Below are 22497 nucleotides of genomic sequence, written 5' to 3' on the forward strand. Positions count from 1 at the left end.
CCCGGTCTCAGCGGGCGAGCGGCAGGCGGAGTTCGAAGAGGGCTCCGCCGGCCGGCGCCGCACCCGCCGTGAGCGTCCCGCCGTGCCGTACGGCGACGTCCCTGGCGATCGCCAGTCCCAGCCCCGCGCCGCCGTCGTCGCGGCTGCGGGCGGCGTCCAGCCGTACGAACCGCTCGAAGATCCGCTCCCGGTCGGCCTCGGCCACGCCCTCCCCGTCGTCGGCCACGCCGAGGACCGCCCAGCCGCCCTCCCGCCGCACGGTCACGGTGACCCGCTCGCGGGCGTGCCGCCGGCCGTTGTCCAGCAGGTTGGCGAGCACGCGCCCCAACTGCCCCCGCGATCCGGTCACCTCCGCCGGCTCCGCGTCCACCGTCACGCCCGTACGGCCCGCGGCCTCCTCGCGGGCCAGCGCCGACAGGTCGACCCGGCCGTCGGCGGGCCGCTCCCCCGCGTCCAGCCGGGCGAGCAGCAGCAGATCGGCGGCGAGGTGCTGGAGCCGCACGGTGTCCTCGACGGCACCGTCCAGGTCGAGCAGCTCGGGGTGGGCGGCGGCCACCTCCAGCTGGGTGCGCAGGGACGCGATCGGGCTGCGCAGCTCGTGCGAGGCGTCGGCGACGAACCGCCGCTGCCGCTCCACGGACGCCTCCAGCGCGGCGAGCGTCTCGTTGGTGGTGCGGGCCAGACGGGCGATCTCGTCGTGGGTGGCCGGTTCGGGGACGCGGCGGGCGAGGTCCTCGGAGGCGGTGATCGCGGCCATCTCGCCCCGGATGCCCTCCACCGGGCGCAGCGCCCGGCCGGTGACCAGCCAGGTCACCACGGCGATGATCACCAGGAGCAGCGGGAAGCCGATGAGCATCACGGTCAGCGCGGTCCGTACGGCGCTGTGCTCGGCGGCCAGGGGGGCGCCCGCGTGGACGGTGAGGCGGCCGTGGTCGGGGCTCTCGACCTCCACGGCGGCGAAGCGGTAGTCCTCGGTGTCGCCGTCGATGGTGGCGGAGCCGTTGCTGAAGGTGGTCTCGTGGCCGATCTCGCCGGGGGCCAGGGACTCGTCGGAGTCACCGGACCCGTCGGAGTCGTCCGCGTCGTCGTCATCGTCGTCGCCCGGTGCCGACGGCCGCGGCGTCACCTCGGTCGTCGCCGTGCCGCTGATCCGCTCCAGGTCCTCACTGCCCGCGGCCAGCTTCCCGTCCTCGTCGACGATCTGCACCGGGCCGTCGCCGCCGTCCAGCCCCGACAGTGCGCCGTACGGCGTCCGGGCGGCGAGCTCGGAGGCGACCGCCCGCGCGGAGCGTTCCGCCCGGGTGCCCGCCTCGGCGGTCAGGTTGGAGCGCAGGGACAGCAGGACGGCGGTGCCGGCCGCGACGAGGGCGACGGCGACCACGAGGGTGGCGCCGAGCGTCGCCCGCGCGCGGACCGAACCGAACAGTCGGCTCACGGCGCCGTCTCCAGCCGGTAACCGGCGCCGCGCACGGTGCGGATGAGACCGGCGCGCAGTTTGCGGCGCAGGGCGCTGACGTAGACCTCGACGATGTTGGGGTCCCCGTCGTAGGCGAAGTCCCAGACGTGTTCGAGGATGTCGGCCTTGGAGACCACCTCGCCGGCCCGCAGCACCAGGTGCTCGAGCACCGAGAACTCCTTGGTGGTCAGGGCCACTTCGTCCTCGCCCAGGAAGACCCGGCGGGCGGCGGTGTCCACCTTGAGGTCGCCGTGCACATGGACCGGGGAGGCCCCGCCGGCCGGCCGGCGGCGCAGCAGCGCCTTGATCCTGGCGACGAGGACGACGTAGGAGAACGGCTTGGTGAGGTAGTCGTCGGCGCCCGTGTCGAGGCCCTCGGCCTCGTCGTACTCGCCGTCCTTCGCCGTGAGCATCAGGATCGGCACGTCGTGGCCGGCGGCGCGCAGGGCGGCGCAGACCCGGTAGCCGTTCAGGCCGGGCAGCATGATGTCGAGGATGAGGAGGTCGTACGTGCCTTCCGTGGCTCGGTGCAGGCCCTCCCGGCCGTCGTGGACGACGTCCACGGCGTAGCCCTCGGCGGTGAGGCCCCTGGCGAGGGAGAGGGCCAGGCGTTTTTCGTCCTCGACGATCAACAGGCGCATGGGTCAAGGGTCGCAAAGGGAACCTGAAGATCCCTTCAGGTGGTTTCAGGTTCCTCTCAGCGTCGGTCGGCGAGATTGAAGGCGTCGCAAACGAAGCAGCTCGGGAGGAACCAGCATGAAGCGCAACATCGTGATCGCCGTCGTCACGGCCGCGGCCCTGGTCGGGGGCGGTACGGCCACGGCCCTCGCGGTCTCGGGGGACGACGCGCCGACGACGCGGGCGGCGGAGAACCGGGCGGCGGACGACGACGGGCGTGACGACGACGAGCGCGACGACGAGCGGGGGCGTGCGGACGCCGGCGATCAGGACGACGACCGCGATGACCGCGACGACCGGGACCGCGACGCCTCCTCCGGTGACGTCACCGCCGCCGACGCCATCGCCGCCGCGCTGAAGCACACGCCGGGTACGGCCGTCTCCGCCGAACTGGACGACAGGGTCTGGGAGGTCGACGTCCTCGGCCGCGGGGACACCTGGCACAGCGTGCGCATCGACCCGGGCACCGGCAAGGTTCTGGACTCCTCGCGGGACGACGAGGACGACGCCGATGAGGTGCGGGCCGCGCTGAAGGGCGCCTCGGTGACGGCCGGGGAGGCCGCGAAGGCGGCTGCCGCCAAGGGGACGGTGGTCTCCGTGGACCTCGATGACGACGACGACCGGGGGTGGGAGGCCGAGACCCGCGCCTCCGGCGGGGACGAGCGGGACTGGCGGGTCGACCTGGGCAGCGGTTCCGTCACGGCGGACCGGGACGACGACGGGGACGACTCCGACGACTCGGACGACGACTGAGGGTGAGGGCGGGCGTCGGGGGTTTTCGCCCCCGACGCCCCTTCCCGTCCCGTCCCTGGGGGCTGCGCCCCCAGACCCCCTTCGGCCCTGGACGGGCCTCGTCCTCAAACTCCCCCAGAGGGGGCACCCCCAGACGGGCTGGAGGCGGTCAGCCCCGCCACCAGTTCGTCCGCCGCCCGGTACGGGTCCAGGTCGCCGGCGATGATGCGTTCCGCCAGCGCGTCCAGGCGGCGGTCGCCGTGGAGGTCGCCGATGCGTTCGCGCAGGGCCGTGACCGCGATGGTCTCGACCTCGCGGGAGGCGCGGGCCAGGCGGCGCTCCGTCAGGACGCCGTGCTCCTCCATCCACGCGCGGTGCTTCTCCAGGGCCTCGACGACCTCGTCGACGCCCTCCGCGCGGGCCGCGACCGTCTTGACGATCGGGGGGCGCCAGTCGCCGGGAGCGCGCGACTCGCCGAGGCCGAGCATGTGGTTCAGCTCGCGGGCGGTGGCGTCGGCGCCGTCGCGGTCGGCCTTGTTGACGACGTAGACGTCGCCGATCTCCAGGATCCCGGCCTTGGCCGCCTGGATGCCGTCGCCCATGCCGGGGGCCAGCAGCACCACGGAGGTGTCGGCCTGGGAGGCGATCTCCACCTCCGACTGGCCGACGCCGACCGTCTCGACCAGGATCACGTCGCAGCCGGCCGCGTCCAGGACGCGGATGGCCTGCGGGGCGGCCCACGCCAGGCCGCCCAGGTGGCCGCGCGTGGCCATCGAGCGGATGTAGACGCCCGGGTCGGAGGCGTGCTCCGACATGCGGACGCGGTCGCCGAGCAGGGCACCGCCCGAGAAGGGGGAGGACGGGTCGACGGCCAGGACACCGACCCGCTTCCCCTGTTTGCGGTACGCGCTCACCAGGGCCGAGGTCGAGGTGGACTTGCCGACGCCCGGGGAGCCGGTGAGGCCCACCACGTACGCGTTCCCGGTCAGCGGCGCCAGGGCCGCCATGACCTCCCTGAGCTGCGGGGACGCCCCCTCCACCAGGGAGATCAGCCGGGCCACGGCCCGTGGCGCGCCGTCCCTGGCCCGGGCGACCAGCGAGGAGACGTCCTGCATCACAGCTCCGTTCACGAGAGGAAAACCTGCAAAAAAGCGGCTCAGGCCTTGGGTACCCGCACGATCAGCGCGTCACCCTGGCCGCCGCCGCCGCACAGCGCCGCCGCGCCGACGCCGCCGCCGCGCCGCTTCAGCTCCAGGGCGAGGTGCAGGACGAGCCGTGCGCCGGACATCCCGATCGGGTGACCCAGCGCGATGGCACCGCCGTTGACGTTCACCTTTTCGGTGGAAACGCCCAGGTCCTTCATTGACTGCACGGCGACCGCGGCGAAGGCCTCGTTGATCTCGATGAGGTCGAGGTCGGACACCTCCAGGCCCTCCTTCTTCAGGGCGTGCCGGATCGCGTTGGACGGCTGCGACTGGAGGGAGTTGTCCGGACCGGCCACGTTGCCGTGGGCGCCGATCTCGGCGATCCACTCCAGGCCCAGCTCCTGCGCCTTGGCCTTGCTCATCACGACCACGGCCGCCGCGCCGTCCGAGATCTGCGAGGAGGAGCCCGCGGTGATCGTGCCGTCCTTGGCGAAGGCCGGGCGCAGCTTGCCGAGGGACTCGACCGTGGTGTCGCCGCGGATGCCCTCGTCCTTGCCGAACAGGACCGGGTCGCCCTTGCGCTGCGGGATCTCGACCGGGGTGATCTCGGCCTCGTAGACGCCGTTCTTCTGCGCGGCGGCGGCCCGCTGGTGGGACAGGGCGGCGATCTCGTCCTGCTCGGCGCGGGCGATGCCGAGGCGGGCGTTGTGCTTCTCGGTGGACTCGCCCATGGCGATGTGCTCGAAGGAGTCGGTCAGGCCGTCGTGCGCCATGGCGTCGAGCATCTGCACCGCGCCGTACTTGAAGCCCTCGCGGGACTTCGGCAGCAGGTGCGGGGCGTTGGTCATGGACTCCTGGCCGCCGGCGACGACCACGTCGAACTCGCCGGCCCGGATCAGCTGGTCCGCGAGCGCGATGGCGTCGAGGCCCGACAGGCACACCTTGTTGACGGTGAGCGCCGGGACGTTCATCGGGATGCCGGCCTTGACGGCGGCCTGGCGGGCCGGGATCTGGCCCGCGCCGGCCTGGAGCACCTGCCCCATGATCACGTACTGGACCTGGTCGCCGCCGATCCCCGCACGGTCGAGGGCGGCCTTGATCGCGAAGCCGCCGAGGTCGGCCCCGGAGAAGGACTTCAGTGAGCCGAGCAGCCGGCCCATCGGGGTGCGGGCGCCCGCGACGATGACGGAGGTGGTGCCGTTCGACGCGGAGGGTGCGGAAGGTGCGGGAGATGCCGAGGATGCGGAAGTCATGAGCTGCGGTCCCCTTCCGGCTGCACAGCCGAGGAGTGAACGAGGGTTTACTGCGAATGTACTGACGTGCGGTGGACCACGTCATCGCCCTTTCGGTGTGATCGCGCGCACGTTGCGTAACCATGGCGGGGGCGCTGCACTGAATCCATGCTGACGCGAATCGACCACATCGGGATCGCCTGTTTCGACCTCGACAAGACCGTCGAGTTCTACCGGGCCACGTACGGCTTCGAGGTGTTCCACTCCGAGGTCAACGAGGAGCAGGGCGTGCGCGAGGCCATGCTCAAGATCAATGAGACCTCCGACGGCGGGGCCTCCTACCTGCAGCTGCTCGAGCCGGTCCGGGAGGACTCCGCCGTCGCCAAGTGGCTGGCGAAGAACGGCGAGGGCGTCCACCACATCGCCTTCGGCACGGCGGACGTGGACGCGGAGGCCGCGGACATCGGGGACAAGGGCGTACGCGTCCTGTACGAAGAGCCCCGGCGCGGCTCCATGGGGTCACGAATCACCTTCCTGCACCCCAAGGACTGCCACGGCGTACTGACGGAACTGGTCACTTCGGCGCCCGTTGAGTCGTCCGAGCACTGACCCACGTACATAAGGGCCGGTAGGGTTGGGTCCGGTCACCGCTCGATGTGCGGTGACCGAGTCCCGTCGTCTTCGGCGACGGGATCGCCGGGGTCCGGGTTTCGGGGGGCGAGCGCGGGGCGGCAGCCCATGCTCCGCCGTCGATCTGACACCATTCCCCGGGGGCCCCGTCCGGCGGATGGACGGAGCCCGGCCAGACTTGCGACCAGGGGACGGATGGGACCGCGCAGTGCGGGGCTACGAGAGCCAGGAGCGAGAGCCGGCGGCTGACGTCGACCACCTCTCTCGGTTCGAAGCCGAGATGAAGCGGCTGAAGACCGAGCGGGAAAAGGCGATCCAGCACGCCGAGGACCTCGGCTACCAGGTCGAGGTGCTGCGCGCCAAGCTGCACGAGGCGCGGCGCACCATCATGTCCCGGCCCGCGTACGACGGCGGTGATCTCGGCTACCAGGCGGAGCAGTTGCTGCGCAACGCGCAGCTGCAGGCCGACCAGATCCGCGCGGACGCCGAGCGGGAGCTGAGCCAGGCGCGGGCGCAGACCCAGCGGATCCTCCAGGAGCACGCGGAGCAGGCGGCCCGGCTCCAGGCGGAGCTGCACCAGGAGGCCGTGACGCGGCGCCAGCAGCTCGACCAGGAGCTGGCGGAGCGCCGGCAGACCGTCGAGTCGCACGTCAACGAGAACGTGGCGTGGGCGGAGCAGTTGCGCGCCCGCACCGAGCAGCAGGCCCGCCGGCTCCTCGACGAGTCCCGCGCGGAGACCGAGCAGGCGATGGCCGCCGCCCGCGCGGAGGCGGAGCGGCTGACGGCCGAGGCCCGGCAGCGGCTGCGGAGCGAGGCGGAGGCGGCCCGCGCGGAGGCCGAGCAGATCCTGCGCCGGGCCCGCGCGGACGCCGAGCGGCTGCTGAACGCGGCCTCCACGCAGGCCCAGGAGGCCACCGACCACGCCGAGCGGCTGCGGACGTCCACGGCCGGCGAGGCGGAGGCCGCGCGCCGTCAGGCGCAGGAGCTCAGCAGGGCCGCCGAGGAACGGATGTCGCAGGCGGAGTCCGCGCTGCGCGAGGCCCGTGCCGAGGCGGAGAAGGTGCTCGCCGAGGCGAAGGAATCCGCCGCGAAGGCGCTCGCCGCCGCCGAGTCCGCCAACGAGACCCGTACGCGGACCGCCAAGGAGCAGGTGGCGCGGCTGGTCAGCGAGGCCACCAAGGAGGCGGAGGCCACCAAGGCGGACGCCGAGCAGCTGGTCGCGGACGCCCGCGCGGAGGCCGAGAAGATCGTCGCCGAGGCCGCGGAGAAGGCCCGCACGATCACCGCGGAGGAGTCCGCGACGCAGCTGTCCAAGGCGGCCAAGACCGCCGAGGACGTCCTCAACAAGGCGTCCGAGGAGGCCAAGCGGACCACCAGGGCGGCGGCCGAGGAGGCGGAGCGGATCCGCCGGGAGGCCGAGGCCGAGGCGGACCGGCTGCGCGCCGAGGCGCACGACATCGCCGAGCAGCTCAAGGGCGCGGCGAAGGACGACACCAAGGAGTACCGCGCCAAGACGGTCGAGCTGCAGGAGGAGGCCCGCCGGCTGCGCGGCGAGGCCGAGCAGCTGCGCGCCGACGCGGTCGCCGAGGGCGAGAGGATCCGCGCGGAGGCCCGCAAGGAGGCCGTGGCGCAGATCGAGGAGGCGGCGAGGTCCGCCGAGGAGCTGCTCGCCAAGGCGAAGGCGGACGCCGACGAACTGCGCTCCACCGCGCAGGCGGACAGCGAGAAGGTCCGCACCGAGGCCATCGAGCGCGCCACGACGCTGCGCCGGCAGGCCGAGGAGACGCTGGAGCGCACCCGCCAGGAGGCCGAGCGGCACCGCGCGGAGGTCGTCGAGCAGGCCGACGCGCTCAAGGAGGACGCCGAGCGGGCCGCGCGCGAGCTGCGCGAGGAGACCGAGCGGGCCGTTCAGGCCCGCCGCGAGGAGGCCGCCGAGGAGCTGACGCGGCTCCACACGGAGGCCGAGGAGCGGCTCGCCGCCGCCGAGCAGGCGTTGAGCGAGGCGCGGGAGGAGGCCGCCCGGATCCGCCGGGAGGCGTCCGAGGAGACCGAGCGGCTGCGCACGGAGGCCGCCGAGCGGATCCGTACGCTGCGGCAGCAGGCGGAGGCGGAGGCCGAGCGGCTGCGTGACGAGGCCGCCGCGGACGCGTCGGCGTCCCGCGCGGAGGGCGAGTCCGTCGCAGTACGGCTGCGGTCGGAGGCCGCGGCCGAGGCGGAGCGGCTGAAGTCGGAGGCGCAGGACAGCGCCGACCGGATGCGCGCGGAGGCGCAGGCCGCCGCCGAGCGGATCGGCACGGAGGCCTCGGAGACGCTGGCCGCCGCGCAGGAGGAGGCCGCCCGGCGGCGCCGCGAGGCCGAGGAACTCCTCGGCGCGGCCCGGCAGGAGGCCGACCAGGAGCGCGAGCGGGCCCGCGAGCAGAGCGAGGAGCTGCTGGCGTCGGCGCGCACCCGCGTGGAGGAGGCGCAGGCCGAGGCCGTACGGCTGGTCGAGGAGGCCGACCGGCGCGCCACCGAGATGGTGTCGGCGGCCGAACAGCACGCCCAGCAGGTGCGGGACTCCGTCGCGGGGCTGCACGAGCAGGCCCAGGAGGAGATCGCCGGGCTGCGCAGCGCCGCCGAGCACGTGGCGGAGCGCACCCGCCGCGAGGCCGAGGAGGAGGCGGACCGGGTCCGCGCCGACGCCTACGCGGAGCGGGAGCGTGCCAGCGAGGACGCGGGCCGGCTGCGGCGCGAGGCGCAGGAGGAGACGGAGGCCGCGAAGGCGCTGGCCGAGCGGACGGTGTCCGAGGCCATCGCGGAGGCCGACCGGATCCGTACGGACGTGTCCGAGCACGCCCAGCGGGTGCGTACGGAGGCGTCGGACACGATCGCCGAGGCGGAGCAGGCCGCGGCGCGCACCCGGGCGGACGCCCGTGAGGACGCCAACCGGATCCGTTCGGACGCGGCGACGCAGGCGGACACCCTCATCACCGAGGCCCGCAGCGAGGCGGAGCGGCTCACCGAGGAGACGATCGCGGAGACCGACCGGCTGCGCGCCGAGACGGTCGCCGAGGCCGAGCGGGTGCGGTCGGAGTCGGTGTCCCAGGCGGAGAAGCTGATCGCGGACGCCGCCGGGGACGCGGAGCGGCTGCGGGCCGAGGCCGCGGAGGCGGTCGGGTCGGCGCAGACGCACGCGGAGCGGATCCGCCGGGAGTCCGAGCGGGTCAAGGCCGACGCGGAGTCGGAGGCCGAGCGGATGGTGTCCGTGGCGCGCGAGGAGGCGGAGCGGACGCTGGACGAGGCCCGCAAGGACGCCAACAAGCGGCGTTCCGAGGCGGCCGAGCAGGTGGACACGCTCATCACGGAGACCACCGCCGAGGCGGACAAGCTGCTCACCGAGGCGCAGCAGCAGGCGCTGAAGACGACGGCGGACGCCGAGTCGCAGGCGGACACGATGGTCGGCGCGGCCCGCAGCGAGGCCGAGCGGATCGTCTCCGAGGCGACCGTCGAGGGCAACACCCGGGTGGAGAAGGCCCGTACGGACGCGGACGAGCTGCTGGTCGGCGCGCGCCGGGACGCGACGCAGATCAGGGAGCGCGCCGAGGAGCTGCGCGACCGGATCACGAGCGAGATCGAGGAGCTGCACGAGCGGGCCCGCCGTGAGGCGGCGGAGACGATGAAGTCGACGGGCGACCGCTGCGACGCGCTCATCAAGGCCGCCGAGGAACAGCTCGCCAAGGCGGAGGCGAAGGCGAAGGAGATCGTCTCCGAGGCCAACTCCGAGGCCGGCAAGGTGCGCATCGCCGCCGTGAAGAAGGCCGAGGGCCTGCTGAAGGAAGCGGAGCAGAAGAAGGCCAGCCTGGTGAAGGAGGCCGAGGAGCTGAAGGCCGAGGCGGTCCGGGAGGCGCGGCGCACGGTCGAGGAGGGCAAGCGCGAGCTGGAGGTGCTGGTGCGGCGCCGCGAGGACATCAACGCCGAGATCTCCCGCGTGCAGGACGTGCTGGAGGCGCTGGAGTCCTTCGAGGCGCCGGGGGGTGCGAAGGACAACGGGGTCAAGGCGGGGGCCGCGGCCGGTGTTACCCGTACGGGTGGCAAGTCATCGGAATAGCTGGCAAAGCGGACGAAATCCCCTGTACGGTGAGGGCTTTGACCATGCCATTGGCAAGGCTTCCGGTGGCGAGCCACTCAAAAGGGGTGTCATTCTCCGTATCAAACGTGCATCCGCTCGATGACACAGCGCTTCGGCCCCTAGGATTCCACCTATCACCTCACCGGTCTCATTCGACAGGAACCCCATGAGCGACACTTCCCCCTACGGCTTCGAGCTTGTGCGGCGTGGGTACGACCGCGCTCAGGTGGACGAACGTATCTCCAAGCTCGTCTCCGACCGTGACAGCGCTCTCGCCCGCATCACCGCTCTGGAAAAGCGCATCGAAGAGCTCCACCTCGAGACGCAGAACGCCCAGGCCCAGGTCAACGACGCCGAGCCGTCGTACGCGGGTCTCGGCGCGCGTGTGGAGAAGATCCTCCGCCTCGCCGAGGAGGAGGCGAAGGACCTGCGCGAGGAGGCCCGGCGCGCGGCGGAGCAGCACCGCGAGCTCGCCGAGTCGGCCGCCCAGCAGGTGCGCAACGACGCCGAGTCCTACGCCGCCGAGCGCAAGTCGAAGGCGGAGGACGAGGGCGCCCGGATCGTCGAGAAGGCCCAGGGCGACGCCGCCCAGCTGCGCTCCGAGGCGCAGAAGGACGCGCAGTCCAAGCGGGAGGAGGCGGACGCCCTCTTCGAGGAGACCCGCGCCAAGGCCGCGCAGGCCGCCGCCGACTTCGAGACGAACCTCGCCAAGCGCCGCGAGCAGTCCGAGCGTGACCTGGCCTCGCGCCAGCAGAAGGCCGAGAAGCGCCTCGCGGAGATCGAGCACCGCGCGGAGCAGCTCCGCCTGGAGGCCGAGAAGCTGCGCACCGACGCCGAGCGCCGCGCCCGCCAGACGGTGGAGACGGCCCAGCGTCAGGCGGAGGACATCGTGGCCGACGCCAACGCCAAGGCCGACCGGATCCGTTCGGAATCCGAGCGCGAGCTGGCGGCGCTGACCAACCGCCGCGACTCGATCAACGCCCAGCTGACGAACGTCCGCGAGATGCTCGCCACGCTCACCGGTGCCGCGGTGGCGGCGACCGGCGCGCCCTCCACCGAGGACGAGCCGATCTCCCGCGGGGTCCCGGCCCAGCAGTCCCGGTAACGGGGACCGGCGTACCGGCGGAGCCCCCTGTCACGGAGTGGCAGGGGGCTTTGTCCTGTTCTAGCGTGGCCGCATGATCGAGCTCGAGGGGCTGACCAAGCGGTACGGCGAGAAGGTGGCGGTGGACCACCTGACCTTCACCGTCAGACCGGGCATCGTCACCGGCTTCCTCGGCCCGAACGGCGCCGGCAAGTCGACCACCATGCGGATGATCCTGGGCCTGGACCACCCGACCGCCGGGGACGTGCGGATCGACGGCACGCACTACGACCGGCTCAAGGACCCGCTGACCCGCATCGGCGCCCTGCTGGAGGCCAAGGGCGTGCACCCGGGCCGCAGCGCCTACCACCATCTGCTGTGCCTCGCGCAGAGCAACGGTCTCCCGCGGCGGCGGGTGCACGAGGTGCTGGACGAGGTGGGGCTGACGGCGGTGGCGCGGAAGAAGGCCAAGGGTTTCTCCCTCGGCATGGGCCAGCGGCTCGGCATCGCGGCGGCGCTGCTCGGCGACCCGCGGATCCTGATGTTCGACGAGCCCGTCAACGGCCTCGACCCCGAGGGCATCCACTGGATCCGCACGCTGATGAAATCGCTGGCCGCCGAGGGCCGTACGGTGTTCGTCTCCTCCCACCTGATGAGCGAGATGGCGCTGACCGCCGACCACCTCGTCGTCATCGGCCAGGGCCGGCTGCTCGCCGACACCTCCATGGCCGAGTTCATCGAGCGCAACTCCCGCTCCTACGTCCGGGTCCGCGGCCCGCAGCGCGAGCGGCTGCTCGAGGTGCTGCGCCAGGCCGGGGTCACCGTCGTGGAGAGCGGCGACGGGGCGCTGGAGGTGGACGGTTCCAAGGCCGAGTACGTCGGGGAGCTGGCGGCCCGGCACCAGCTGGTGCTGCACGAGCTGAGCCCGCAGCACGCCTCCCTGGAGGAGGCGTTCATGCGGTTGACCGCGGAGTCGGTGGAGTACCACGCGCACGCCGGCGCCCCCGCGCCCCGGCAGCAGTGGGGCGACGGCTGGAGGAGGGGCTGAGCATGGCGGCAACGCAGGTCGTCCGGTCCGAGTGGACCAAGATCCGGTCGGTGGCGTCCACCGTGTGGACGCTCTCCCTGGCGGTGGTCGTCACCATCGCGCTCGGCATGCTGATCTCGGCGTTGTCGAAGAACGAGTTCGAGACCATGAGCGCGCGGGACCGGCTCTCCTTCGACCCGACGTTCATCAGCTTCGCCGGGATGAGCCTCGGCCAGCTCGCGATGATCGTGTTCGGGGTGCTGGTGGTGTCGAACGAGTACAGCACCGGCATGATCCGCGCCTCGCTGGCGGCCGTGCCGCGGCGCGGCACGTTCCTGCTGAGCAAGCTGGCGGTCGCCACCGCGCTCGCCCTGGTCGTCTCCATGGCGACCGGCTTCGCCACGTTCTTCCTGGGCCAGGCGATGCTCGGCGAGCACAAGGCGTCGATCGGGGACGACGGGGTACTGCGGGCGGTCATCGGCGGCGGCCTCTACATGACGCTGATCGCGCTGTTCTCGATGGGCGTCGCCACGATGCTGCGCTCCCCCATGCTGTCGCTGGGCATCCTGATGCCGTTCTTCTTCCTGATCTCCAACATCCTCGGCAACGTCGACGCCACGGAGAAGGTCGGCCGGTTCCTGCCCGACCAGGCGGGCAGCAGGATCATGCAGGTGGTGACGCCCCTGGACGACGACACCCCGTACGGGCCCTGGGGCGGCCTCGGGATCATGGCGCTCTGGGTGCTCGCGGCGGTCGTCGGCGGCTATGTGCTGCTGAAGCGGCGCGACGCCCAGTGAGCGACCGCGCGGGACCGGTCTTCACCTCGGTTTGGGCGGAACCGTCAGCGCCTCGATAAGCTCCTAACCCTTACGGGGGGCGTGTGCCCCGCTGTCCTGAACCTTTCGATGGGTGCGGAGCATGATCGAGGCAGTCGGCCTGACCAAGCGGTACGGCGACAAGACCGCTGTGTACAACCTCTCCTTCCAGGTGCGTCCGGGTACCGTCACCGGCTTCCTGGGGCCGAACGGCTCGGGCAAGTCGACGACGATGCGGATGATCCTCGGTCTGGACAACCCCACCGCGGGACGGGTCACGATCGGCGGCTACCCGTACGCCAAGCTGCCCAACGCCCCCCGTCAGGTCGGCGCGCTGCTGGACGCGAAGGCGGTGCACGGCGGACGGTCCGCCCGCAACCACCTGCTGAGCCTGGCCCAGTTGTCGGGCATCCCGGCCCGGCGGGTGGACGAGGTGCTGGGCGTGGTGGGCCTGCACGAGGTGGCGCACAGACGGTCCAAGGGCTTCTCGCTGGGCATGGGCCAGCGGCTCGGCATCGCCGCCGCGCTGCTCGGCGACCCCCAGGTGCTGCTGTTCGACGAGCCGGTCAACGGCCTCGACCCCGAGGGCATCCTCTGGGTGCGCAACCTGATGAAGGCGCTGGCCGCCGAGGGCCGTACGGTGTTCGTCTCCTCGCACCTGATGAGCGAGATGGCGCTGACCGCCGACCACCTCATCGTCATCGGGCGCGGACAGCTCCTCGCCGACATGAGCGTGACGGACTTCATCTCCGCCAACTCCGCCGACTTCGCGCGCGTGCGCACCCCCGACACCGAGCCGCAGCAGCGCGAGAAGCTGTCCGCCGCGATCACCGAGGCCGGCGGCCATGTGCTGCCCGAGCAGGACGGCGCGCTGCGGGTGACGGGACTGGCGCTGCCGCGCATCAGCGACGTCGCCCACGACGCCGGCGTACGGCTGTGGGAGCTGTCGCCGCACCAGGCGTCGCTGGAGGAGGCGTACATGCGGATGACGCAGGGCGCCGTCGACTACCGCTCGACCACCGACCAGAAGGCCGGGCTCCAGCAGCCGCTGCCGCCCGGCGCGCAGCCGCCGGTGCCGGTGCCGGGGCAGGGCCAGCCCGGCTGGTACGCCCCGCCGCCGCCCCAGCAGGGCGGGCAGCCCTTCGCCGCGCCGCAGGGCGCGCCCGTACCGGCCCCCGCGGGCCCCTACGGCGCTCCGGGCGCCCCTGGAGCGGCCGCGGGCGCCCCCGCGCCCAACCCGTACGCGCAGCCCGCCCCGCAGGCGCCCCAGGCGCCGCCCGCCCAGGCTCCGGCGGCGCCGCCCGCCGCGCCCGCGGCCGCTCCCGCAGCGCCCGCCGCGCCCCCCACCGCTCCCGCCGCCGACCTGACCAAGCCCGAGGACGCCCGATGAGCACGCCCCCGCCCCCGATGCCGCAGACCGCCGCACCCGACTGGCAGGCGGCGCCCGGCTCCCCGTACCCGACCTACACCTCGCCGATCCCCGTGGTCCGTACGCACCTCGGGCACGCGCTCGCCTCCGAGTGGACGAAGATCAGGTCCGTGCGCTCGACGATGTGGACGCTGGGCGTGTTCGTGCTGCTCGTGGTCGGCATCGGCCTGCTGGTCGGCCTGGTGGTCTCCGGATCCGACCCCGACATGGGCGGCGAGAGCCCGCTGGCCCTCGGCTTCTTCGGGCTGCTCCTCGGCAGCATGTGCGTCATCACGCTGGGCGTGCTGACCACGGCGTCGGAGTACGGCACCGGCATGATCCGCACCACGATGGTCGCCTGCCCCTCGCGCGGGCGGGTGCTCATGGCGAAGGCCCTGGTGTTCTTCCTGCTCGCCTTCACGGTGGCCCTGGTGTGCGCGACGCTGGTCGGCTTCCTGCACGTGGCGCTGCTGGGGGACCACAACGCCAAGGACCCCTCGGGCGAGGAGTGGCTGAAGGGCACGGTCGGCGTCTCGCTCTACGTGGCGCTGCTCGGCACGCTGTCGCTGGCGCTCGGGTCGGTCGTCCGGCACTCGGCGGGCGCCATCACCCTCATGATCGGTGCCGTGCTCGCCCCGCTGGTGATCGCGCTGTTCATGTTCTCGTCCTCGCTGGCGGACGTGCAGGAGGCGCTGTTCGAGTACTCCATCCCGAACCAGATGGGCGTCTTCTATTCCAGCTCGCTGACCGAGTCCGGCCCGTCGGGCTGGGACCCGCTGTGGATCATGCTGGTCGTCACGGCGGCAGCGCTCGGCGGCGCCTTCGCCCTGCTGCGGAAGCGGGACGTGTAACGGAGTTCAGAACCTCGGCGCGTCACGGGACCGCCGCACCCGCGTGGTGCGGCGGTCCCTGGCGTTCCAGCACGCCTTGTGCCAGTGCCGGCGGTCGTCGACGCCCGCGTGCTCGGGCCAGGCCACCACGTGCGGCACCCCGTCCGGGATCAACTGGTCGCAGCCGGGGCACCGGTAGGCCTTGCCCCGGGCGCTGGAGCCGGCCACGTGCCGCACGCTCCACTCCTCGCCCTGCCAGCTCTCCGTGGACTGCCAGCCGCCGTAGCGGCCGGAGCCGTCCTCTTCGGCGCTCCGGCCGGACGGACCGGCTCCCTTGGGTCGGTTGCGACGCGGGGACACAGGACACCTCACGGGGCTATACAGGATGCTGGGGCCGTCTCCAAGCCTACGCGGCGCGCGCAGGGGTACGCGTACGGCACCAATCGTCACAAGTCCCCTCCGTGACGGTGCGGCACTCCCTTCCTGAGCAGCCGATTCTGCAGACAATCCGCAAAGTCCCTCGCCCAGCCGTGTCCTCGGCACGTGTCGGACGGTTATGCCCTGCGGGGGAGCTCCGCGTCGGAGCCAAGGAAGCAGGAAAGCAATGCGCGTTGGAAGTTTCGTGTTGGCCGCCCGGTTCCCCGGGCAGGGCGAGGGAGAGGCGCTGCACCGCGCCGTCCGCTCGGCCGAGGTCGCCGAGGAGGCGGGGCTCGACACGGTCTGGCTGGCCGAGCACCACTTCGTGCCCTACGGCACCTGCCCGTCGGCCGTCACCCTGGCCGCGTTGCTGCTCGGCCGCACCCGCCGGCTGCGGGTCGGTACGGCGGTCAGCGTGCTGCCCACCGTCCACCCCGTGGCCCTCGGCGAACAGGCCGCGCTGCTGCACGTCACGAGCGGCGGCCGGTTCTCGCTGGGTCTCGGACGCGGCGGGCCGTGGGTCGACCTGGAGGTGTTCGGGACCGGCCTGGAGGCGTACGAGAAGGGGTTCCCGGAAGCGCTCGATCTGCTGGTGCGCTGGCTGCGCGAACCGTCCGTGGGTGCCGAGGGCGAGCGGTTCCGCTTCCGCGAGGTGCCCGTCGTGCCGCGCCCGTCGGAGGCCCTGCACGAGGTCGAGGGACCGGAGGTCGTGGTCGCCTGCACCTCCCCGGCGAGCGTACGGCTGGCCGCCGAGCGCGGGCTGCCGATGCTGCTCGGCATGCACATCGGGGACGAGGAGAAGGCCGAGATGGTCGCCCTGTGGCGCGATCACGCCCGCGCCTGCGGGCGGCCGGCCCGGGAGATCCACCGCGCGGCCCATGTCTCGGCCGGTGTCTGCCAGATCGCGGACCGGCGCGCGGACGCGGCGGAGACCCTGATGAAGGCGATGCCCGGCTGGCTGAAGCAGGGGCTCGAGGCCCATGTCACGGTGGACGGGCGGCAGCGGCGGATGCGCGACCCCCTGGAGTACACCGAACTCCTGTGCGGACTGCACCCGGTGGGCCCCCCGCGGCTGTGCGCCGACCGGCTCGCCGCGACCAGCGAGCGGACCGGTATCTCCCGCTTCGCCCTGCTCGTCGAGGGCTCCGGTGACCTGGCGGCGACCGAGGAGAACGTACGGCGGCTCGGGGCCGAGGTCCTGCCCCGACTCGGCTGAGCGAGCCGGGAGTTCCGCTGAGGCTTGCCGCCCCGGTACTACCGCACCCCCCGCGTACGGAGCGGCAAGCGAACGATGGAACGCGTCAGCAGTCGCGCAGTTCCGGTGACTGGTTCAGCACCTGGGCACGCACCGAGGTGAAGCGGGCCAGCCTCTCGTCGACCGAGGAGTCAAGCGGGAACACGGCCACCCGGTGGCAGTTCTGGAAGGCCAGCCGTACACCGAAGTGCCGTTGCAGCGCGCCGCGTATCGCGTCACTCGCGAGCGCACGCAGCAGCTGACCGCGTGCGTGCTCGTCCGGCGGGGGCGTCTGGTTGTCGGCGAAGGGTCCGCCGTCCACCTTCAGCTGTGCCACCAGGGAGCTGATCATCTCCCATGCGAAGGGCAGGGAGGTCCGGACGCAGTCGACGAATTCCGCTTCGTCGACCTCGCCTCGCTCGGCCTGTTCGAGTAGGGCCGGTGAGACGTCGAGCGACATGGGTTCTCCTCTCGCACCCCCAACGATCAGGGGTTGCCTGACAGATAAGGGAGTGCGCGTTATCGGACACGCTGCGTACACAGTTCGCGACCTCCCGTTCAATACCGTAAGCATCCGACGATGGCGGCACCAGGCGAATGGCCGGATGCGGGACTTCCTGTGGGCCGGTAATCGGCCATCGCCGAAACAAGCGCTTTCCCGGAGATTCAGGACGCGCCCGGTGGGGCCCGAGATGCGTGTGTGACGGCGAATCGCGCCGACCCCGGCCGGTCGAGTAGCGTTGCCGACCATGCGTCTCGTCATTGCCCGCTGCTCCGTGGACTACGCCGGGCGGCTCACCGCGCACCTGCCGTCGGCACCCCGTCTCATCCTGGTCAAGGCGGACGGCAGCGTCTCGATCCATGCCGACGACCGGGCCTACAAGCCCCTGAACTGGATGTCGCCGCCCTGCACGCTGAAGGAGGGCACCGGCGACGAAGAGGGTGTCTGGACCGTCGTCAACAAGGCGGGTGAGAAGCTCATCATCACGATGGAGGAGATCCTCCACGACTCCTCGCACGAACTGGGCGTCGATCCCGGCCTGATCAAGGATGGCGTGGAAGCGCACCTCCAGGAACTGCTCGCCGACCGCATCGAGATCCTCGGCGAGGGCTACACCCTGATCCGCCGCGAGTACATGACGGCGATCGGCCCGGTCGACATCCTGTGCCGGGACGCCGAGGGGCGGACCGTCGCGGTGGAGATCAAGCGGCGCGGCGAGATCGACGGCGTGGAGCAGCTCACGCGCTATCTGGAACTGCTGAACCGCGATCCCCATCTCGCCCCGGTGCGGGGCGTGTTCGCCGCGCAGGAGATCAAGCCGCAGGCCCGGGTCCTCGCGACCGACCGGGGCATCGGCTGCCAGGTCCTCGACTACGACGCGATGCGCGGCATCGAGGACGACAAGCTGCGGCTGTTCTGAGCCGCGCCCGTACGGCCGAGGGCCGGGTTCCGTCGGGAACCCGGCCCTCACGCGTGCCCGCGGGTCAGATCACGTTCTCCGCACCGGCGGGCGTGTCCGCGCCGCTGCTCTGCGGGGCGCTCGCGCTCGTCTCCACGGGGGCGGAGGAGACGGAGCCGCTCGCGGAGTCGGTGGTGGACGGCTCCTCCGGAGGCGTGGGCTCCGTCTCGGTGGGCTCCGGTGTGGTCTCGGTCTCGGTCGGCTCCGGCTCGGTCGTGTCGGAGGAGGGGGGCGGCTTGGGCGTCGTGGGCTTCTCGGTCGGCGACTTCGAGGACGACGCGGAGGGGGACTCGGCCGGATCGTCCGGCTCCGTCGTCCCACTCGGTTCGTCCGACGGCTTCTCCGACTCACTGGCCGTGGGCGTCGGGTCGTCGGCGGTGCCCGGGGTGCCGTCCGGGCCCGGGTCGGTCGGCCGGCCGGGGACCTCGCCGGTGTCGCTGTCCTCCTCCTCGGCGGCCCGTTCGGCGCCGAGGCTGCCGTCGTCGACGCCCTGGCTGGCGGAGGGGTTGACGCCGACGTTCTCCGACGGGGTGCCGGCGTCGTTCTCCGAGGTGGCGCCGAGCGTGACCACCGTGCCCAGTACGGCGACGAGCAGCGCGCCCGCGCCGGCCGCCACCAGGTTGCGTTTGGCCAGTGCCTTGAGGCCGCTGACCGGCCTCGTCCGCGGTGCGGCCGGCGCGGGTGCCGCGCGGGGGACGATCAGGGCGGTGTCGGCGGGCGGTTGGAGCTCCGGGAACGCCGTGGGCGCCTTGCGGGGCGGTGGGGCCGACTCCTCGTAGTGGGCCTCGGGCACCTCCTCCCCCGCGGTCGGCACGAGCGGCAGCGGGGTTCCGGAGCGGTCGGCGACCAGGGCCAGTGCCCTGCGCCCGGCGACGGTGCCGCGCTTGTCGGCGAGGGCGCCGCGCAGCCCGATGGACGCCTCCAGTTCGGCGCGTGCCCGGTCGAGCTGTCCGGCGCACAGTGCGTGGATGCCGAGTTCGTGGTGGAAGTAGGCCTGTTCCGCCACGTCCCCGGCGAGCCGGGCGGCCTCCGCGCCGGCCCGCAGCGCCTTCTCCCAGGCGCTCCAGTGCAGTCCCGAGGCGAACGCGGGCGCGGCGGTACGGGCCAGCCGTACGGCCGTGTCCTGTTCGTCCTCGGTGGGGGCGGGGGTGAGCGGCGACAGCACCGTGAGCGCGGCGAGCACCGCGTCGGCCTCGGCGCAGACCCTCTCCGGGGTGACCGAGGGGTGCCCGGTCCACCAGGCGTAGTGCCGGGCGGCGGCGCGGGCCTGGTCCTCGGCCTCGTCGGCGTATCCGGCGGCCTCCAGCTGGGCCGGCACTCCGGCGGCGAGCCGGTAGCGGGCGCCGGCTGGGGAGACCAGTCCGCAGGCGGCCAGTTCGCCGAGCGCGGCGTCGGCGTGGGTGTCGCCCACCAGGGCGGGCAGGTGCGCCTGGTGGGGTACTTCGCCGCCGAGCGCGACGGCGAACCGCAGGGTGGCGCGGGCGGAGGCGCTGAGCCGGGAGGCGAGCAGCGGGGCGGGGGCGGCGGCCTCGCCGAGCGAGGGCAGCGGCACCTCGTCGCCGTCCACGGGGTCGTGGGAGGACGCGTCGGGCCGTACGTCCTCGAAGACGCCGAACTCGTCGACGGCGTCGGCGCCGGCCCGCAGCCGGTCGCGCTGCCGCAGCAGGGCACCGGCCTGGACGAAGCGCAGCGGCAGGCCCTCGGACTCGAACCAGAGGTCGCCGGCCCAGTTCGCCTCGTCCTCGGTGAGGGGCCGGCCGACGGCGTGCTCGAGCAGGTCGAGACCGGCCGCGCGGTCGAGGCCGGGGAGGGTGACCTCCTCGACGTCGGCGTCGGCGGACGGTTCGGGCACGTCCGGGGTGGCGCCGAACAGGAAGGCGCACTCGGGGGTGGCGTCCAGCAGCTCGTCGAGGGCGGCGCCGCCGAACTCCAGGTCGTCGAGGACGACGACGGCGCCGATCTCGCGGAGGCAGTCGGCGAGTCCGTCCCGGTCCGGACGGTGCAGGGGGGCGTCGTGGACGGCGTAGAAGAGGTCGTGCAGCAGGTCGTCGACCGAGCGGCGGTGGCCGTTCAGGCGGACGACGCCGTCGGGGGCGAGGTCCGCGCAGTCCTCGGCGACGACGTCGAGGAGCCGGGTGCGGCCGGAGCCGGCCGGGCCGGTGAGGCGCACGGAGCGGCCGCGGGCCAGCAGCCGGACCAGTTTCTCGCGCTCGTCCTGACGGGCCAGCAGCGGCAGCGGGAGCTGCGCGGGCCCCGGCGGGACGGGCGGCCTGGCCGCCCGCTCGACCTCGGCCCGCTCGGCCTCGGTCAGTTTCACGGGGCGGCCCGGCCGTTCGGCGGGCGGGCAGGCCTCGATCTCGCTGCCGTCGACGGGGTTGACGGTCAGCAGGAAGTCGCCGGAGACGAGCTGCACCGTGCGGGCGAGGGCGGGCGCGTGCTGTCCGAAGTCGGACGTGAGGGATTCCCGGGGCGGACGCTGGCGCGGCGCCGGGTCTCCCCCGGTCTCGAATGTGCTCGGCCGGGGGGTACCCCCACCCTCGTGGCCGTACTCCTCGGGTCCCGGGTTGTTCGGGTCCATAGGTCCTAGCCCCCAAAAGCGTCGTGTGGTGGAAGCCCCTCCCGACCTCGCCGCACACCGCGCTGTCGCTTCTGGTCCGGGCCCGCTCAGGGTTTGCAGGACAGCGGGCAGCCGAACCCTAAACCTTCGCTCAGTATCCACGACAGTCCGGGGTACCGCGCGGTCCGAGACGTCACAGTCTCGTGAGGATTGCGTGCGTCGCACCGTTCACCGAGGTCGGTCCGGGTTCTGCGGGGGCGTCCGCCCCGCACCCGTACGCCCTCATACGCGGGGCAGCGTGTCCACCCCGATGCCTCCCTCGATCGCCAGGATCCGGTGCAGCCGGGTGGCCACCAACAGGCGCTGCATCTGCGGCGGCACGTCCCGCAGCACCAGGCGCCGGCCGCAGCGGCCGGCCCGTCGGTGGGCCCCCATGATCACGCCGAGTCCGGTGGCGTCCCAGGAGTCCAGATCGGACAGGTCCAGCACCAGGTCGCCGACTCCGTCGTCGACGGCCGAGTGCAGGACCGTACGGGCGTCCGCCGCGCTGCGGATGTCGAGGCGGCCCTCGACGACCAGCTCGGCGTGGTCGCCCCTGATATACATATGCGCTCCCCGTGTTACGTCTCGTGCTCCGCGGTTTTCTGACGACTGGTCACGCACCCTCTGACCGCGCGGCGGCGGCCGAGGTTGCTGCCCGTGAGCGAACCGATACCGAATTCACCCCGGCGTGTGATGCGCGCCGGGGCGGGTGCTCGGTGTCAGTGCTCGTAGAAGCCCTGCCCGCTCTTGCGGCCGATGTCACCGGCGTCAACCATCCGGCGCATCAGCTCGGGAGCGGCGAATTTCTCGTCCCGGGACTCGGTGTAAATGTTGTCGGTGGCGTGCAGCAGGATGTCCACGCCGGTCAGGTCGGCGGTGGCCAGCGGTCCCATGGCGTGGCCGAAGCCCAGCTTGCAGGCGAGGTCGATGTCCTCGGCGCTCGCCACGCCCGACTCGTACAGCTTGGCGGCCTCGACGACGAGGGCGCTGATGAGGCGGGTGGTGACGAAGCCGGCGACGTCGCGGTTGACGACGATGCAGGTCTTGCCGACCGACTCGGCGAACTCCCGTGCCCTGGCGAGGGTTTCGTCGCTGGTCTTGTGACCGCGGACCAGTTCGCACAGCTGCATCAGCGGCACCGGCGAGAAGAAGTGGGTGCCGACGACCCGTTCCGGACGCTCCGTCACGGCCGCGATCTTGGTGATCGGGATGGCGGAGGTGTTGGAGGCGAGCACGGCGTCCTCGCGCACGATCGTGTCGAGGGTGCGGAAGATCTCGTGCTTGACCTCGAGCTTCTCGAACACCGCCTCGACCACGACGTCCGCGTCCGCGCAGGCGTCCAGGTCGGTGGTCGGGGTGATCCGGGCGAGGGCGGCGTCGGCGTCGTGCGCCTCCAGTTTGCCCTTGCTCACGAACTTGTCGTACGACGCCTTGATGCCGTCGGTGCCACGCGTGAGCGCCTCGTCGGTGACGTCCCTCAGGACGACCTCCCAGCCCGCCTGGGCGGAGACCTGGGCGATGCCGGACCCCATGAGGCCGGCTCCGATGACGGCGAGCTTGCGTGCCACTGTGCGACTCCCCTGATACGCGCTGTCGTTGTTCTCTACGGGCGGACATTAGCGGTCGCGAGGGGCCGTGTGAG

General features: G+C 72.7%; 19 protein-coding genes. 10 read left to right on the forward strand and 9 right to left on the reverse strand.

The genetic code is table 11. The annotated features are described in order from the left end of the window. Window positions 1-7: 7 nt before the first annotated feature. Together ACH5AO_RS11860 and ACH5AO_RS11865 are read right to left on the reverse strand one after the other, a co-directional pair. A complete protein-coding gene (locus ACH5AO_RS11860; protein ID WP_398924098.1) occupies window positions 8-1435 on the reverse strand; it encodes a sensor histidine kinase in 1428 nt (475 codons plus the stop codon). Next, window positions 1432-2097, reverse strand: coding sequence for a response regulator transcription factor (locus ACH5AO_RS11865; RefSeq protein WP_398924099.1), 666 nt, complete (start codon window positions 2095-2097; stop codon window positions 1432-1434). The genes ACH5AO_RS11860 and ACH5AO_RS11865 overlap by 4 nt, the downstream gene beginning before the upstream one ends. Window positions 2098-2212: 115 nt before the next feature. On the opposite strand from ACH5AO_RS11865, the gene ACH5AO_RS11870 reads away from it, so the two are divergent. Then, the gene (locus ACH5AO_RS11870; RefSeq protein WP_398924100.1) at window positions 2213-2887 is read left to right on the forward strand and encodes a PepSY domain-containing protein; all 675 of its coding nucleotides are present in this window, start codon (window positions 2213-2215) and stop codon (window positions 2885-2887) included. Window positions 2888-2991: 104 nt separating this feature from the next. Here the strand turns inward: ACH5AO_RS11870 and meaB are convergent, their stop codons facing one another. Together meaB and ACH5AO_RS11880 are read right to left on the reverse strand one after the other, a co-directional pair. Beyond that, complete coding sequence (meaB, locus tag ACH5AO_RS11875; protein WP_398924101.1) at window positions 2992-3981, reverse strand: methylmalonyl Co-A mutase-associated GTPase MeaB; 990 nt, start codon at window positions 3979-3981, stop codon at window positions 2992-2994. A 41-nt stretch (window positions 3982-4022) separates the two neighbouring features. After that, window positions 4023-5264, reverse strand: coding sequence for an acetyl-CoA C-acetyltransferase (locus ACH5AO_RS11880; RefSeq protein WP_398924102.1), 1242 nt, complete (start codon window positions 5262-5264; stop codon window positions 4023-4025). A 147-nt stretch (window positions 5265-5411) separates the two neighbouring features. Here ACH5AO_RS11880 and mce point away from each other — a divergent pair, with 147 nt between their 5' ends. The 7 genes from mce (at window position 5412) to ACH5AO_RS11915 (ending at window position 15166) form a co-directional block, all read left to right on the forward strand. Further along, window positions 5412-5852: a methylmalonyl-CoA epimerase gene (mce, locus tag ACH5AO_RS11885; protein ID WP_398924103.1), complete on the forward strand. Its 441-nt coding sequence runs from the start codon at window positions 5412-5414 to the stop codon at window positions 5850-5852. A 229-nt stretch (window positions 5853-6081) separates the two neighbouring features. Beyond that, window positions 6082-9960, forward strand: coding sequence for a polarized growth protein Scy (gene scy, locus ACH5AO_RS11890; RefSeq protein WP_398924104.1), 3879 nt, complete (start codon window positions 6082-6084; stop codon window positions 9958-9960). Between the two features lie 187 nt (window positions 9961-10147). Further along, window positions 10148-11086, forward strand: a complete 939-nt coding sequence (locus ACH5AO_RS11895; RefSeq protein WP_371235962.1) for a cellulose-binding protein — start codon at window positions 10148-10150, stop codon at window positions 11084-11086. 73 nt (window positions 11087-11159) lie between these two features. Further along, window positions 11160-12113: an ABC transporter ATP-binding protein gene (locus ACH5AO_RS11900; protein ID WP_398924105.1), complete on the forward strand. Its 954-nt coding sequence runs from the start codon at window positions 11160-11162 to the stop codon at window positions 12111-12113. A gap of 2 nt (window positions 12114-12115) precedes the next feature. Further along, on the forward strand, window positions 12116-12889 hold the full coding sequence (locus ACH5AO_RS11905) for an ABC transporter permease (protein WP_398924106.1): 774 nt from the start codon (window positions 12116-12118) through the stop codon (window positions 12887-12889). Between the two features lie 121 nt (window positions 12890-13010). Beyond that, window positions 13011-14297: an ABC transporter ATP-binding protein gene (locus tag ACH5AO_RS11910; protein WP_398924107.1), complete on the forward strand. Its 1287-nt coding sequence runs from the start codon at window positions 13011-13013 to the stop codon at window positions 14295-14297. Then, window positions 14294-15166, forward strand: a complete 873-nt coding sequence (locus tag ACH5AO_RS11915; RefSeq protein WP_398924108.1) for an ABC transporter permease subunit — start codon at window positions 14294-14296, stop codon at window positions 15164-15166. The genes ACH5AO_RS11910 and ACH5AO_RS11915 overlap by 4 nt, the downstream gene beginning before the upstream one ends. 6 nt (window positions 15167-15172) lie before the next feature. Here ACH5AO_RS11915 and ACH5AO_RS11920 read toward each other — a convergent pair whose 3' ends face one another. Then, complete coding sequence (locus ACH5AO_RS11920; protein WP_398924109.1) at window positions 15173-15505, reverse strand: ATP/GTP-binding protein; 333 nt, start codon at window positions 15503-15505, stop codon at window positions 15173-15175. 244 nt (window positions 15506-15749) lie between these two features. On the opposite strand from ACH5AO_RS11920, the gene ACH5AO_RS11925 reads away from it, so the two are divergent. After that, window positions 15750-16778, forward strand: a complete 1029-nt coding sequence (locus ACH5AO_RS11925) for an LLM class flavin-dependent oxidoreductase (RefSeq protein WP_398924110.1) — start codon at window positions 15750-15752, stop codon at window positions 16776-16778. Window positions 16779-16863: 85 nt separating this feature from the next. Here the strand turns inward: ACH5AO_RS11925 and ACH5AO_RS11930 are convergent, their stop codons facing one another. Continuing rightward, window positions 16864-17256: an SCO5389 family protein gene (locus tag ACH5AO_RS11930; protein ID WP_398924111.1), complete on the reverse strand. Its 393-nt coding sequence runs from the start codon at window positions 17254-17256 to the stop codon at window positions 16864-16866. Window positions 17257-17545: 289 nt separating this feature from the next. Here ACH5AO_RS11930 and nucS point away from each other — a divergent pair, with 289 nt between their 5' ends. Then, window positions 17546-18217, forward strand: a complete 672-nt coding sequence (gene nucS, locus ACH5AO_RS11935; protein ID WP_073932513.1) for an endonuclease NucS — start codon at window positions 17546-17548, stop codon at window positions 18215-18217. A 64-nt stretch (window positions 18218-18281) separates the two neighbouring features. On the opposite strand, the gene ACH5AO_RS11940 is transcribed toward nucS, so the two are convergent. The 3 genes from ACH5AO_RS11940 to ACH5AO_RS11950 form a co-directional block, all read right to left on the reverse strand. Further along, a complete protein-coding gene (locus ACH5AO_RS11940; protein ID WP_398924112.1) occupies window positions 18282-20834 on the reverse strand; it encodes an ATP-binding protein in 2553 nt (850 codons plus the stop codon). Between the two features lie 261 nt (window positions 20835-21095). Then, complete coding sequence (locus ACH5AO_RS11945; RefSeq protein ID WP_217131069.1) at window positions 21096-21419, reverse strand: STAS domain-containing protein; 324 nt, start codon at window positions 21417-21419, stop codon at window positions 21096-21098. Between the two features lie 155 nt (window positions 21420-21574). Continuing rightward, the gene (locus ACH5AO_RS11950) at window positions 21575-22423 is read right to left on the reverse strand and encodes a 3-hydroxyacyl-CoA dehydrogenase family protein (protein WP_398924113.1); all 849 of its coding nucleotides are present in this window, start codon (window positions 22421-22423) and stop codon (window positions 21575-21577) included. Window positions 22424-22497: the final 74 nt, after the last annotated feature.

This window comes from Streptomyces sp. NPDC018964 (assembly GCF_044390325.1).
Taxonomy (GTDB): Bacteria; Actinomycetota; Actinomycetes; order Streptomycetales; family Streptomycetaceae; genus Streptomyces.

What these genes read in the sequence shown, in the direction of transcription:
- nucS (WP_073932513.1), top strand. Translation starts at nt 17,546, where the DNA reads ATGCGTCTCGTCATTGCCCGCTGCTCCGTGGACTACGCCGGGCGGCTC.
- ACH5AO_RS11905 (WP_398924106.1), top strand. Translation starts at nt 12,116, where the DNA reads ATGGCGGCAACGCAGGTCGTCCGGTCCGAGTGGACCAAGATCCGGTCG.
- meaB (WP_398924101.1), bottom strand. Translation starts at nt 3,981, where the DNA reads ATGCAGGACGTCTCCTCGCTGGTCGCCCGGGCCAGGGACGGCGCGCCA.
- ACH5AO_RS11930 (WP_398924111.1), bottom strand. Translation starts at nt 17,256, where the DNA reads ATGTCGCTCGACGTCTCACCGGCCCTACTCGAACAGGCCGAGCGAGGC.
- ACH5AO_RS11870 (WP_398924100.1), top strand. Translation starts at nt 2,213, where the DNA reads ATGAAGCGCAACATCGTGATCGCCGTCGTCACGGCCGCGGCCCTGGTC.
- ACH5AO_RS11910 (WP_398924107.1), top strand. Translation starts at nt 13,011, where the DNA reads ATGATCGAGGCAGTCGGCCTGACCAAGCGGTACGGCGACAAGACCGCT.
- ACH5AO_RS11940 (WP_398924112.1), bottom strand. Translation starts at nt 20,834, where the DNA reads ATGGACCCGAACAACCCGGGACCCGAGGAGTACGGCCACGAGGGTGGG.
- ACH5AO_RS11865 (WP_398924099.1), bottom strand. Translation starts at nt 2,097, where the DNA reads ATGCGCCTGTTGATCGTCGAGGACGAAAAACGCCTGGCCCTCTCCCTC.
- ACH5AO_RS11915 (WP_398924108.1), top strand. Translation starts at nt 14,294, where the DNA reads ATGAGCACGCCCCCGCCCCCGATGCCGCAGACCGCCGCACCCGACTGG.
- ACH5AO_RS11900 (WP_398924105.1), top strand. Translation starts at nt 11,160, where the DNA reads ATGATCGAGCTCGAGGGGCTGACCAAGCGGTACGGCGAGAAGGTGGCG.
- ACH5AO_RS11880 (WP_398924102.1), bottom strand. Translation starts at nt 5,264, where the DNA reads ATGACTTCCGCATCCTCGGCATCTCCCGCACCTTCCGCACCCTCCGCG.
- mce (WP_398924103.1), top strand. Translation starts at nt 5,412, where the DNA reads ATGCTGACGCGAATCGACCACATCGGGATCGCCTGTTTCGACCTCGAC.
- ACH5AO_RS11895 (WP_371235962.1), top strand. Translation starts at nt 10,148, where the DNA reads ATGAGCGACACTTCCCCCTACGGCTTCGAGCTTGTGCGGCGTGGGTAC.
- ACH5AO_RS11945 (WP_217131069.1), bottom strand. Translation starts at nt 21,419, where the DNA reads ATGTATATCAGGGGCGACCACGCCGAGCTGGTCGTCGAGGGCCGCCTC.
- ACH5AO_RS11925 (WP_398924110.1), top strand. Translation starts at nt 15,750, where the DNA reads ATGCGCGTTGGAAGTTTCGTGTTGGCCGCCCGGTTCCCCGGGCAGGGC.